Origin of the sequence: Streptomyces sp. Je 1-332, from assembly GCF_040730185.1 — a bacterium.
Taxonomy (GTDB): Bacteria; Actinomycetota; Actinomycetes; order Streptomycetales; family Streptomycetaceae; genus Streptomyces.
The window spans coordinates 208,511-221,249 of record NZ_CP160402.1 but is presented as its reverse complement, the minus strand read 5'-3'; the positions used below and the strand labels follow the sequence as shown (position 1 = coordinate 221,249).

The 12,739-nt window shown below is 69.0% G+C and carries 12 protein-coding genes; 5 read left to right on the top strand and 7 right to left on the bottom strand.

What is annotated here, in order from left to right:
• Positions 1-100: 100 nt before the first annotated feature.
• A complete protein-coding gene (locus ABXJ52_RS01100; RefSeq protein ID WP_367038500.1) occupies positions 101-1,069 on the top strand; it encodes an NAD(P)-dependent alcohol dehydrogenase in 969 nt (322 codons plus the stop codon).
• 99 nt (positions 1,070-1,168) lie between these two features.
• Here the strand turns inward: ABXJ52_RS01100 and ABXJ52_RS01095 are convergent, their stop codons facing one another.
• From ABXJ52_RS01095 to ABXJ52_RS01085, 3 genes are all read right to left on the bottom strand, one after another.
• Entirely contained in the window at positions 1,169-2,734 is a 1,566-nt protein-coding gene (locus ABXJ52_RS01095) for an alkaline phosphatase D family protein (protein ID WP_367038498.1), read from the bottom strand.
• Positions 2,731-3,309, bottom strand: a complete 579-nt coding sequence (locus ABXJ52_RS01090) for a phosphoesterase (RefSeq protein ID WP_367038496.1) — start codon at positions 3,307-3,309, stop codon at positions 2,731-2,733. Before ABXJ52_RS01090 ends, ABXJ52_RS01095 begins: the two co-directional genes overlap by 4 nt.
• 260 nt (positions 3,310-3,569) lie before the next feature.
• On the bottom strand, positions 3,570-4,142 hold the full coding sequence (locus ABXJ52_RS01085; protein ID WP_367038494.1) for a hypothetical protein: 573 nt from the start codon (positions 4,140-4,142) through the stop codon (positions 3,570-3,572).
• 327 nt (positions 4,143-4,469) lie between these two features.
• Here ABXJ52_RS01085 and ABXJ52_RS01080 point away from each other — a divergent pair, with 327 nt between their 5' ends.
• A complete protein-coding gene (locus ABXJ52_RS01080) occupies positions 4,470-5,168 on the top strand; it encodes a Clp protease N-terminal domain-containing protein (RefSeq protein ID WP_367038492.1) in 699 nt (232 codons plus the stop codon).
• A gap of 113 nt (positions 5,169-5,281) precedes the next feature.
• Here ABXJ52_RS01080 and ABXJ52_RS01075 read toward each other — a convergent pair whose 3' ends face one another.
• Together ABXJ52_RS01075 and ABXJ52_RS01070 are read right to left on the bottom strand one after the other, a co-directional pair.
• Positions 5,282-6,322, bottom strand: coding sequence for an FAD-dependent oxidoreductase (locus tag ABXJ52_RS01075; RefSeq protein ID WP_367038490.1), 1,041 nt, complete (start codon positions 6,320-6,322; stop codon positions 5,282-5,284).
• A 28-nt stretch (positions 6,323-6,350) separates the two neighbouring features.
• The gene (locus ABXJ52_RS01070; RefSeq protein ID WP_367038489.1) at positions 6,351-7,997 is read right to left on the bottom strand and encodes a hypothetical protein; all 1,647 of its coding nucleotides are present in this window, start codon (positions 7,995-7,997) and stop codon (positions 6,351-6,353) included.
• A 356-nt stretch (positions 7,998-8,353) separates the two neighbouring features.
• Here ABXJ52_RS01070 and ABXJ52_RS01065 point away from each other — a divergent pair, with 356 nt between their 5' ends.
• Both ABXJ52_RS01065 and ABXJ52_RS01060 read left to right on the top strand, forming a co-directional pair.
• Positions 8,354-9,337: a pyridoxal-phosphate dependent enzyme gene (locus ABXJ52_RS01065; RefSeq protein ID WP_367038487.1), complete on the top strand. Its 984-nt coding sequence runs from the start codon at positions 8,354-8,356 to the stop codon at positions 9,335-9,337.
• Between the two features lie 197 nt (positions 9,338-9,534).
• Positions 9,535-9,915 (top strand): FKBP-type peptidyl-prolyl cis-trans isomerase, encoded by a 381-nt coding sequence (locus ABXJ52_RS01060; protein ID WP_367038486.1) that lies wholly within the window; start codon positions 9,535-9,537, stop codon positions 9,913-9,915.
• Between the two features lie 103 nt (positions 9,916-10,018).
• On the opposite strand, the gene ABXJ52_RS01055 is transcribed toward ABXJ52_RS01060, so the two are convergent.
• Together ABXJ52_RS01055 and ABXJ52_RS01050 are read right to left on the bottom strand one after the other, a co-directional pair.
• A complete protein-coding gene (locus ABXJ52_RS01055) occupies positions 10,019-10,675 on the bottom strand; it encodes a DUF1707 domain-containing protein (protein WP_367038484.1) in 657 nt (218 codons plus the stop codon).
• A 229-nt stretch (positions 10,676-10,904) separates the two neighbouring features.
• On the bottom strand, positions 10,905-11,780 hold the full coding sequence (locus ABXJ52_RS01050; protein ID WP_367038482.1) for a LysR family transcriptional regulator: 876 nt from the start codon (positions 11,778-11,780) through the stop codon (positions 10,905-10,907).
• 302 nt (positions 11,781-12,082) lie between these two features.
• Here ABXJ52_RS01050 and ABXJ52_RS01045 point away from each other — a divergent pair, with 302 nt between their 5' ends.
• Complete coding sequence (locus ABXJ52_RS01045; RefSeq protein WP_367038480.1) at positions 12,083-12,724, top strand: disulfide bond formation protein DsbA; 642 nt, start codon at positions 12,083-12,085, stop codon at positions 12,722-12,724.
• The last annotated feature ends 15 nt before the right edge of the window (positions 12,725-12,739 follow it).

Genomic DNA, 12,739 nt, shown 5'->3' with positions numbered 1-12,739 from the left:
GGGTGACATATAGGGGACGAATGGGGGGCGCGGAGGCTGGTCAGCAGGTCGAAGCGGCGCGATGCTCGGGGGCAGCGGTATCCCCACCAGGAGGGCCCCCATGAAGGCCATCGCACAGGACTCCTACGGCATTGCCGACGGCCTGGAAGTACGCGACATCGCCCGACCCGTGCCCCGGGACGATGAAGTGCTGGTCCAGGTGCGTGCCGCCGGGGTGGACCCGAGCATCCTGCACCTCATGACAGGCAAGCCCTACATCGCCCGCCTGGCCTTGGGGCTGCGCAAGCCCAGGAATCCGGTTCGCGGCTGGGACCTCGCAGGAGTCGTCGAGTCGGTCGGTGCGAAGGTGACACGTTTCGAGCCGGGACAGGAGATCTTCGGGGTCGGCGACGGCTCCTTGGCCCAGTACGCCTGCGCCAAGGCCGACAAACTCGCTCCCAAGCCCGCCAACTTCACGTTCGAGCAAGCCGCGGTTCTCCCCGTCTCAGGTGTCACCGCCTACCAGGCCCTCAGTGGCAAGGCACGCCCGAAACCAGGGCAGAAGGTCCTTGTCATCGGCGCATCCGGAGGCGTCGGGACCTATGCCATGCAGATCGCCGTCTCCTGCGAGGCCGACGTCACTGCTGTCTGCGGCCCTGGCAAGGCGGACTTCGTGCGAGCCCTGGGCGCCAGTGATGTCATCGACTACGCCAGCGGGGAAATCACCGACGCCAAGCAGCTGTTCGACATCATCCTCGACGCCGCCGGCAACCGCCCGCTGTCGCTGCTGCGCCGGGTACTGGCCCCCAAAGGCGTCCTGGTGATGGCCGGGGGCGAAGGCGGCGGCGACTGGATCGGCGGCATGGGCCGCCAGCTCGGCGGATACGCGCTCTCACCGTTCCTCGGGCAGACCCTGCACAGCCTCGTCGCCAGGGTGCGCCACAAGGACCTGATGACCCTCAGGAATCTCGCCGAGGCCGGCACCATCGCACCGGTCATCGACCGCACCTACCCGCTCGTCGAAGCCGCCGCCGCGATCAAGCACCTGCAGGCGGGCCACCCCCGGGGCAAGATCGTCGTGGCCGTGTGAGCGGAAGCCGATCACGGCAAGGGGCCGCCGACCGTATGTGAGGTGAAGGCCGCCGGAGCCCCGGCCTGTTGGGGCCGGGGCACCGGCAGGCGGTGTGTCTCAGTCCCGTCGGTACTGCGCGGGCGAGTTCTTCGTGGCGTCGTCCTCGTAGGATCCGCTCTTGCCCCGGTCCACGTGGAATGTCGTCAGCGTACTGACGGGAGAGCGCGGGTCGCGGCGGTCGTCGATGACGCGCATGTGTGCGCTGAACCGCTGCGGCGTCACCTCGTACACGTCGTAACCGTACCGATTGCCCTCGAAGTACTTCAGGTGCGGATTGGCCTGGCCCATCAACGGCCCGTTGGTGGCGTTCCAGTCGGCCGAGTACGCGCCGGAGGTCACCGAGTGAGCGGTGAACTCCGTGCCGATCAGGGGGGATTGCGGCTCGTCGAAGTCGGTGCGGATGTCGTCGACGAACGCGGAGTGCCAGTCACCGGTGATGACGATCAGGTCCTCCAGACCGCTCTGGTGCACATGCCCCAGAACTTCCTCGCGTTCGGCGAGGAAACCGTCCCACTGGTCGGTGAACATGTACGAGCCGCCAGGGCGACCCCTCAGCTGGCTCAGCATGATCGAGTTGGCCCATACGTGCCAGGCGTCGGGGGCACGGTCCACGGTCTTCTTCAGCCACGTCTTCTGCTCGGCGCCCAGGATGGTGCCGTCCTGCAGGTTCTGCGCCGAGCGGTACGAGCGCAGGTCGAGGACGGCCAGCTCCAGCAGATCGCCCCAGCGCCGCACCCGGTGGATCTCGGGGTCGGGCAGCGCCGAGCCGCCGAAGGAGTCACGGTGCGGCATGTGCTCGAACCACGCCTGGTACGCGGCCGCGCGGCGCCGCATGAACGGCGCGCCGCCCCCGGTACCGCTGTAGTCGTTGAAGACCTCGTGGTCGTCCCAGGTCAAGAACCACGGGTGGGCGGCGTGCGCCTCGCGCAGTGACTTGTCGCCCTTGTAGAGAGCGTGTCGTTTGCGGTAGTCGGCGAGGGTGAGGATCTCCGGGCCGTCGTGATCGCGTACGTGCTCCTCGGGTACGCCGCCGACCTGGCCGTGCTCGTAGATGTAGTCGCCGAGATGGACGACGAAGTCGAGGTTCTCGCGGGCTATGCCGCGATGGGCGGCGTAGAAACCGTCGTGGAACGCCTGGCAGTTGGCGGCCGCGAAGGTGACCTTGGAGACGCGGCCGAGCGGCGCCGTCTTCGTCCGCCCCACGCGGGATGTCCTACCGAGCGCCTTGAACGCGTACCAGTAGTGGCGGCCGGGGGTCAGGCCGCTCACCGGGACGTGCACGCTGTGGCCGAGCGTCGCCGAGGCGGGGGCCGTGCCCCGGGCGACGACGTGGCGCAGCCGGGCGTCCTTGGCGAGGACCCACTCGACCTCGACGACCTCGGGAAGTTTCTGCTCGGCGGCGAGCGGTTCGGGCGCGAGTCTGGTCCAAAGGACCACGGAGTGCGGCTGCGGATCACCGGAGGCGACGCCGAGCGTGAAGGGCGCGCGGTCGTACTCGGCACCGAGGTTCTCGGCGGCCTCGCGGGCCTGCGCCGGGCTGAGCCCCGGGGCGAGCGGCCAGGCCAGGCTGAGAGCGCCGGCCGCCGCGGCGGACTTGAGCAGGTCACGGCGGTTGACGGTCATCGGCGTTCTCCGGTGGCGGTGAGGGTGAGGGAAAGGGCGTCCGCATAACCGTCGTTGGAGGTGCCGCCGCCGCTGCGCGTGAAGACGAGCAGGACCCGCGCCGAGCGAGCGGTGGGCGGCACGGCGGCTTCGGCCGTGCGCTCTAGGAGCCCGGTCTTGCCCTGCCGGTCGGACGCGCCGACAGGTCCCAGGACACTGAGGGCGACAGGCGTGCCCTTGGCATCGCGGAACTCCACGGACAGGCGCGCACCGTCCTCCTGTGCTGCGAAGCCGCCGAGCCAGCCGGCCAGCGTGTAGCGGACCTTGCCCCCGTCGACGGCGCCGCGTCCGGTGGGGCCGCTCCTCGGCAGATCGATGTCCTGCACCAATACGGTGCGCGGGCTGTTGCCGCCCGAGTAGAAGCGGCTGCCGCGGCTGGCCGGGCCGGGGTCCGACGCGGTCGGGTAACCACCGCCGAGACTGTAGGCGATGAGCGCCGGGGCTCCCTGAGTTACTTTCCAGCCGTGGACCTTCGATACGGGGTCGGCGGTGCCGCCGGCCCCGCTCTCCGCGTCGCCGTTGACGACGAGATTCACGCGCGCCTCCTGTGATCGGTGAGTTGAGCGCGGCAAGCCCACCAGCCCCGCATGAACCAGGAGAAGTATTCCGGCGAATTCTGTTACCGCCGCTGCTTGCGGCCGTGCGCCGCCGCGAGGGCGGGCCCCGCCGGTCGTGGCCCGGATGCTCTCCGCGGCGCCAGTGCCCGCGCGCCGGGCCGTCCCGGCCGCGGACCAGGCGGCCGGGACGGCGCGAGACGTTCAGCGTTGGCTGTACGCCCGCGTCAACAGCACCGGCGTCAGACCGAGCGGGTGCCGCTGAAGTCGTAGTGGCGTACCCCCTTGCCGTCCTCGTCCCAGTTGAGCTTCAGTGCGCCATCGGCGTACGCACTCTTGCTGCCCACGTACTTCTTCGCCGTGGAAGTGCTCCACGAACCGTTGCCGCTGCCGTTCATGCCCGCCAGGTTGTCCTGGATGTAGAAGGTCTTCGTACCCAGGATGGTGTCCGTGCCCGCGTCGGGGTGGGTGATGTACAGCCGGAAGTGGGCGCTGTCGAAGGTTTCCGACAGGTTGGTTCCGGAGTACCACGGCGGAGCGTCCCAGCTCACCGTGGCCTTGGCGTAGACGTAACCGCCGGACCGGGCCACGCAGTTCTTGACCGTGAAGTCCCAGTTGTCGCCCCAGGGGCCGGAGTAGCCCGCGTCGTCGATCGTCGTGGAACTCGTCTTGCACTTCCAGCTCAGCGCGGAGGCCGGGGAGGCGGTCAGTACCGTCGCGCCGACGATGGTTGCGCCGACCAGCGCGGCCGACACGGCCTTCCTGCTCGCGGATGACAGCGGCTCAGGCCGGGTGCGGCGCAGATTCAGATTCATGCTTTCCCCTCATTGGCATCGGTCCAGGCCGATGCAGTTCTTACGCCCGTGAGTCCACCGGAACCAGGCGTTCGGTTCGATGGACCGGCGGTTGCTCGGCGTGTGCTCCACCCCAGAGGGGTGACACGCTCGCCGACCACAAGGTCATCGTCGCCCGGCCCGCCAACGGTTCGCCAACAAGGCTCCGCGCAGCCCGCATGTCGGGTCGGTAGCACGGCCCCGAGGTGAAGCCCGGCGGATCACACTCAACCTCGGACTGGAATGCCGTGCGAAAAGAAAACGCAAGTAAGTCTTGACAGTTTGGAAACGTCAAGGCGTACTTGCCTTATGACTCTTCCAGACCTGGACGATCTCATCGCGGAAGTCGACCGAAGGTGCGACACCGCGCACCGCCCCGGCGGACAAGACCAGCCCGACTGGCTCGCCTTGCTCACCGTCGCGGCCCAACTCGCGGGCCAGCTACAGGCCCTGGCAGACGACCTGGTCGAGGACTACGTCGAACACTGCCGGATGCACGGCAACTCATGGACCGACATCGGCACCGCCCTGGGCGTAACCCGGCAGGCGGTCCAGCAACGCTTCCACGCCCCGCACAAGCGTTACACCCCCGAGGCCATGACCGACGACCTCCGCGAGACGATGGTCCACGTCAAGCAGGCGGCGGTGCACCACCGCAACAACTACATCGGCACCGAGCACCTGCTCTGGGGGCTGACCGCGCAGGACAACAGCGCCGCCCGACTCCTGCGGACGGCCGACGTCTCACCGGAGGCGGTCCACCGGGCAGTCGGGACGCGGCTGAGCATGGGGGCGTCCCAGGCAGCCGAACGGATCGCCTGGACTCCGTACTCCCGCAAGGCCATTGACATCGCGGAGGCGCGATCCGAGCAGAAGGGTTGCGACCGCATCGACTGCGACGACCTGCTGATCGGCCTCGCCCAAGTCGGTCGCGGAGTCGCCGCCGACGTCCTCGCCGAGGCCGGCTTCGCCCCGGCTGCCCTCGACACCGCACCTGCGGACGCCTGAACCTTCCACGGCTGCTCCGACACTCACCACTCCATGGACTGCGGGGCTGCAAATCTGACTGAGCTCAGATTTCCTCGGCGATTCTCCTTGACGAGGGTCGTCGAGAAGTGATGTCAGTGGCCGCGCGGGCGGCACCGCTTCAGCTCGGATACGGGCCTGCCGGTCACGAGTTCGTCTGCGATGAGGCGTCCGACGGTGGGCGCCAATGTGATGGCGGAGTGCATGACGGCGACGTAGACGGACCGATCGTGTGTCGCGTATCCGATGACGGGACCGTGAGCGGGCATGGGGCGCCTGGCGGTGCGGTAGCCCAGCAGATGACACTGGTCGCTGCCCTGGAAGGCCGTCTTCAGGTGCTGCAGCGCGTCCTGGGCGGCCTGCGCCAACGCTGCTGCTGAGCCTTCGACGTGCGGTACGACCAGCAAGAGCTCCCCGTCCCGTACCTCGCGGACCTCGAAATCCGGTCTGGCCACAATGGTCTTGACCAGGCCGGACGGTGCTGCGACCCGCGCGAGGGTGGCAGGAGAAGCGGCGATGGCCAGGTCGGCCGCCAGCGGCTCGCAGAGCGTGGGTACGTTGGTTCCGGCAGCGAGTACGACGATTGCGGCGGAGTGGAGTCCGGACGAGGTCAGTACCCCCTCGACGCGTCCGTTGGTCACCGGCAAAGAGGTGACCGCGGTTTCGTAGAGAACGGTTGCTCCGTGCGCCTTGGCGGCTGTGATGAGTGCGTGGGTCAGGGCCGTCGGGTCGACGCCTGCGTCGCTCGGGGTGTGGATGGCCTGGCGGGGTGGGTGTCGAAGGTTGGGCTCCAGGGCTGCGATGTCACTTCGTCCGATACGGAACTGGCCCGGCCTCGGCAGTGGGTCAGGCGCCGGTGCGTCGGCCCAGGACAGCGAGCCGGTCCAGCGCAGGGCAACGTCGGGCAGTTCGTCCTCCAGGCGTCGGTAGTCCGCCCGGACGTACTCGCGGAGGTCTCGCGCCCCGCCGGGCCAGTGGCCTCCCGAGCCGCCGATCCAGGCGAAGGAGTCTCCGGTGACCCCCGTGGCCGGTGCCGGCCCCTGCTCGAGCAGGGTGACCGGGACGCCCCGACGGGCCAGGTGGTAGGCGACCGAGGAGCCGATGATTCCCGCACCGACGACAACAACGGCTGACATGAGGTCCTTTCGACAGGTCAACGACCGTTCAGGCTGTGGACCGGTTCTCCGCGGTGCCGGGCTCCGGAGCGCGGAGGGGCTGCTCGCCGATCCGGTGCCGGGTGGCACGGCGCGGAAGCCGGGCATCGCTGGGCGTTTCGTCTGGTGAGCCGCATGATTGCCGCTGGGGCATCAGCGCCGACATCACGGCGAACGGTAGCGACGGGTTGGCGGCTGCGGCTTGCGCCACCCGCCAGTCGGTGTCGGTGAGCAGCTCCGTGATCACGTGCGGCGGAAGGGCTGGATGGCCGGCGGCCAGGGGCCGTGCCCGCTTGTCTGCCAGGCAGTTCTGCAGCGCTGGTCCCGTCGCGTTGCGGTGGCGGGCGACCTCGCGAAACACCTTCTTTGCCGGGGGTTCGTGCCGGGTCAGATCCTCCAGCAGAGCCGCAGTCGCATCCGGGTTGGCCGCCACCTCGGCGATGACACGCACTCCGTGCCGGGCGACCATGGCGCGCAACTGCGCTTCGGACAGGCCTGGGTGTGAGGCGATGCACTTGACCACTTTCGCGTCGGGGTGGGTGGCCAGCTCGTCGCGGATCGCGGCCGGCAGATCGCGTCGTCGAGCCACGAGCAACCACGCGGCCGACTCCGGCGACTGGGCCAGCTCCTCGACCTCGCCGCAAGAAGCGGCGGCAATCCGCGGCAGCAAGATGGCGCCGATCTTCGTGGTGCTCGCCAGGCGGGTGAGCACATCGAGCGGCACGCGCGGGTTGTGGGCGAGCCGACGCCGCACATCGTGGCCACGGTCGGCGGCCAGAGCCCGCATCAAAGCCTCCGCGATCGCGGGGTTCTCGGCGAGGTCGGCCCGGACACCAGGGTCGGGGTCCATGGCGAGCTGTCCGTACACCTCCGACGGCAGATCGGAGCGAGAGGCGAGCGCCCAACGCAGCAGCGCCGAAGGGTGATTGACGAAGCGGATGACGGCTTCAGTGGGTGTTGCCGGGTTCTGCAGTGCCATCTGCTGCGTTGTGTGCACGGTGGACTCGTGACTGCCGTCGCAGGAGTCACCCGGCAGCAGATCGCAATCGTTGCGCGGGCAATGCGGGTCGTGCACGAACGGGATCTCCTCACGGTCACATACCCGGCAGCGCAGCGCCGAGGGCCGGCCCTCGCCGGTGAGCAGCGCCGCCAGCAGAGATGGGGGCGTCGCCTGGTTCGCCGCTGCCGCGCGGCGGACCTCGGCGTGCGGATGCCCCGCGAGCCTTGCGGCGACTTCAAGGGTGGTCCACAAGGCGAGCTCCGCGACGACCCGTACGTCCGCGTCAGCGGCGAGCGTCTCCACCACATCGGAGGGGAGGCCGGAACAGGAAGCCAGCTTCTCCCGGTGCTCGAAGTCTGGATCTGCCGCGAGGAGGCGCGCCCACCGTGGGCTGCCAACACCCCCGCAGAGGAGGGCGAGCGCGGCGTGCGGTTGGGCGCCCGGATCGATGTCGGCGGTTGTCAGATGGCCCTCGTACGCCAGCCATGCAGCGCTTTCCTCAACGCGGGATGCCAGGGCAGCTGCCTGCGCATGGCCGAGGTCCGCGCGACGAGCGAGGTCCGCGGCGATCTCCGCGTCCGCCACCTCGATCAGCTGGTCGACGAGCGCGGATGGCAGGGCGGCATTGGCAGCCAGACCGCACAGAACATGGTTCACGCAGCGCATCCTGCCGGGGCTGTGACCAAATGGCTCGCGGTTTTTCGGGCTTGCCGGGGGCCTCGGCGGCAGCTGCTCGGGCACGTCCAGGCCCCCCGGGGGATGGCCCCTGCGCCCGGAGATCCACCCCAGCGGATGCTTCGACTGAGTCATTGCCCCCTACGGCGCCGATTTCATCGCCACGCGCGGACCCGGGCCATCCACCCCGCAGTGGGAACTTACGGTCGACGTCGATGACCTGGAGAGCATCGTCACCCGCGCACGCGACCACGGCCACGGCCTCGGCTCGGTCACCTGGTCCGAGGAGTCCGGTCGTCGAAGCGTGCGGTTGAGCAGCCCAGCTACGCTGCTGTGTCGTGACGGAGAAGACGCGCCTTGATACCGCTCGGATCCGGGCGGCTCGCCGGGTGATCGACCCGATTTTTCTCGATACTCCGCTGTACCGCTGCGAGGCGCTGGAACCCGACCTCGGGTGCACGGTGAGCATCAAGCTCGAGACGGCGAACCCGGTCCGCAGCTTCAAGGCACGCGGCACCGAGTTGGTCGCGAGCCTGCTGGCCGACGATGCCTCGCCGGCCGTGGTGTGCGCCAGCGCGGGCAATCTCGGCCAGGCCCTCGCTTGGTCCGGTCGCGGCCGGGGGCTCGACGTGACCGTCGTGGCATCCCGCTTCGCGACGGTGGCCAAGCTCGATCGCATCCGCGCGTTGGGCGCAAGGCTGGAGCTGGTGGACGGCGACCACGAGCTGGCCCGCGAGCGGGCCGCGGCCATCGCGCGGCAAGACGGCATCCGGCTGGTCGAAGACAGCCTCGACATCGAGACCTGCGAGGGAGCGGCGACCATCGGCCTGGAACTGGTCGACACCGCGCCGTCGTTCGACACCGTCCTGATCGCACTCGGCGGCGGAGCGCTGGCCACCGGCGTGGGGCATGTGATCAAGGCCTTGGCACCGGAAGTCGAGGTGATGTGTGTCCAGCCGCTGGGCGCACCGGCGATGACGCGCTCGTGGCACCAACGACGTGTTGTCACCACCGACTTGACCGACACCATCGCTGACGGCGTCGCAGGCCGACGACCCATCCCGGCAGTCCTGGACGACCTCCTGCTGGTCGTTGACGACGCCGTCGTGGTCCAGGAGGCGTCGATCATCGCCGGTATGCGGCTGCTCCTCGACCACGCCGGACTCGTCGTCGAACCGTCGGCCGCCCTCGGCATCGCAGCGGTCCTCGAAGACCGTGACCGCTTCGCCGGCCGACACGTCGTCACCATCGTGTGCGGCAGCAACGTCGACGTGGACGCCTATCACCGCTGGGTCGGTGGGGCTCGCGTCGACAGGTTCTGACGGTTGCTCCTCGACGGGCATGTCTCCAGTACACCGGCGTACGGGCGTACGGGCGTACGGCATAGGCCCGGCGGCGGGCTCCATCAAGCACTCCAGGAGATCAACCTTCACGACGGCATCATGATCTACCGCTTAGAGTGACCGTGCGCCTGGCTGGTCTGTATGAGGGCTTCCGGCGGCGAGAGAAAGAGGCTGCAATGAGTGAACTGACGAAGCCCGAGGTCGATCTTCCGGAGGGTGATGCTCCCGCCGAACTGACAGTCCGCGACCTTGTCGTGGGGGACGGGCTCGAGGCGAAGCCGGGCAGGGTCGTCCGGGTTCACTACGTCGGGGTCACCTTCGCGTCCGGAAAGGAATTCGACGCTTCCTGGGACCGGGGCCAGCCGTTCAAGTTCGCCGTGGGTGGCGGCAAGGCCATCAAGGGGTGGGACCGCGGGGTCAGGGGGATGAAGGTCGGCGGCCGACGCGAGATCATCGTTCCCCCGCGCCTCGGCTACGGCAACCAGTCACCCTCGCCGTTGATCCCGGCGGGCTCGACACTCGTCTTCGTGGTGGATCTGCTCTCCGTCGCCGTTTGACTGAGTGTTTGGTCCGCTGCTTGGTGTTTGCTCCCGGGCGATCCGACCGCTGAGCCCCGCCCCATACCGTCCGGACCACCGCCGACAGCTCCCCGTGATGGAGTCAATCGCCTGTGGGCAGTGAGGCGGGCTTACGTAGCAGCCACTGCCCGAACGTCCGCCGCGGGGGCCGCACCACGACGCGGCCGTGCATGGTCGTGCCGACCAGCTCCACGCGCAGCGTGATCGGCGTCCCGTGGTCTGGAGCCTGGCGAATCTTGATCTTGCTGTGTACGAGGCCCAGGGCATCGGCATCGACCACAATGCCTGGCTTGGTGATCAGCGTCAGCTTCTTGCCTGCCGTGCTCATTTCGATCCGCAAAGTGTCCTGCGTGATCACTGCCTCAGTGAAGTCGAGCGTCACATCACACCACGCAGTGACCAGCTCCAGCCTCCGCGGCACCACCCAGCGCCCCTCGCGTTTGACCGCACCACTGTGGACCGCGTTGATCTGGAGTACGTCCTTGACCTCCGCCCCGGCCGTGCCGCTCGAAGCGGACACGGCCGGCAGGTCAGCGGTCAGCGCGGTCAGCTCACTGACAGTCCGCGCCGACAGGGCAGCTTCCAGGCGCTCGTCCAACTCGTCCGCGGCCAGCAGGCCGTCCCCCGCCGCGATGCGCAGCACGTCCACCACCCGGTCCCGGTCCGCATGAGAGGCCCTCAGCTCCGGCGACGAGTCGTGGCCGGAGCCCTTCCCGGTGGGCGAGATCTCTCCCGACATGATTCCGTCCTGGTCCTGTCGACGTCGTTCTCGCGACGCAGGCAGCGGCGCGAGAAGAAAGACTAGTGCTATATCGCGACATGCATCCCGGCTGTCATTACGGAGCAGCGATGGTCGGCGTCGATTCACGGCATGCGGCATCCATAGCGATGAGCTGCCCGCAGCATCCGTTGCCGTACCTGCCCCCCCCAACCAGCCCGGCTATAACAAGCGGCTGCGAAAGACCGGCCTACTCCTCCTCGATGCCCAGTAGCTCCAGGAAGGCAGTGGCCGCCGGGGTGCGGTTCTCCCGGCCCCAGATCACGTACTCGGCGCGGGACGGTGCGTCCGTGACCTCGATCGTGGCCAGTCCGGCCAGGCCCGCGACGTATGCGGGCGGGAGCAGGGCCACGCCCAGGCCCGCGCCGACCAGACGGGCCAGGTAGTCCGCGTTGGTCACCTCGAAGGCGACCTCCCGGGTGAGGCCGGCGGCGGTGAAGGCCAGATCGGACTGGGCCCGGCCGGCAGTCTTCGCCGGGAGGTCCACGAACACCTCCGAGGACAGCCGACGGAGGTCGACCGAGGTCTCGTCGGCGAGTGGGTGGTCCGGACAGACCACGGCCACAAGACGCTCCTGGGCCAGCTTCCGGGCCATGACGCCCCGGGGGCGGGCCGTGACGGGGATGCCGAGAAAGGCCACCTCGATCTCGCCCTGCCTGACCTGCTCGACGAGCTCGTCGCTCGCCCCCACGCTGAGGCTGATCCGGGCCTTGGGATGGCGCTGGTGGAATTCCCTGAGAACGGCGGGGACGTCCACCGCGGCGACGCTGGGGATCAGCCCCACCGAGAGTCGTCCGCGCACCTCCCCGACGGCCGCCGCGACTTCGGCCGCGGCCCGCTCTGCCGCGTCCAGGCACTGGCGGGCGGCGGGCAGGAAGGACGCGCCCGCCGGGGTCAACCGGACGCGGCGGCTGGTGCGTTCGAAGAGTCTCGCGCCCAATTCCTTCTCCAGGCGCGCGATTTGGTGGCTGAGCGCGGACTGGACCACGAGGCACCGTTGGGCAGCCCTCGTGAAGCTGTTCGTCTCGGCCACGGCGATCACGTACCGCATCTGCTGGAGCTCCATGGATCCATCGTGATACGAGATCCATCGCGTGACAATCATGTGTTGGACTCATTGATGCTCTCGTCCCGACACTGATGACGACCGCACACGGCAGCTACGTCCTCGGGGTAACTCCGCCGGGCGGGCCCTCGATCAGGGCCTCTCCGGCATGCCCAGAAGCCGCTTTACCGCTGCCAGCTCCTTCACCCCCCGCACCTGGGCGCACAGCGCCGAGGCATGCCTGCGCGCGCCCTTCGCCCTCCTCGTACCCCTTGCACCCCTCGCACCCATGACGCATGACACCGAAAGGACGAGCGACCGCCATGAGCACCACGCCCACCCGTTCCGAGACGACCATCGCCGACATCTGGGTGGACCCCCGCTGCCCCTGGGCGTGGATCACCTCACGCTGGATGCTGGAGGTGGAGCAGGTCAGGCCGCTGGAAGCCCGTTTCCACATCATGAGCCTCTCGGTCCTCAACGAGGGCCGCGCGGTCCCGGAGAAGTACCGCCAGGGCATGATCGACGGCTGGGCCTGCGTGCGCGTGTGCGTCGCGGCACAACAGCGGTACGGCAACGAGGTGTTGCGCCCCCTCTACAACGCCATGGGCCGTCGGATCCACCACGAGCAGGCCGGGCTCGGCCACGACATGATCCTTGCAGCTCTGGGGGAGGCGGGTCTGCCGGCCGAACTGATCGAGGCCGCGGAGGACACCTCCTGGGACGAGCCGTTGCGGGCCGAGCACCACGAGGGGATGGACCCTGTCGGTTCCGAGGTCGGCACCCCCGTGATCCACGTGCCCGGCCCGGAGGGAAAGCCGCTGGCGTTCTTCGGCCCTGTGCTCACCCCCGCTCCCCGTGCCGAGGCGGCAGGAACGCTCTGGGACGGCGTGCTGGCCGTGGTGAGCACAGAGGGCTTCTTCGAGCTGAAGCGCGGCCGCGACCGCGACCCGATCTTCGACTGAGCCGGCCGGACGGAC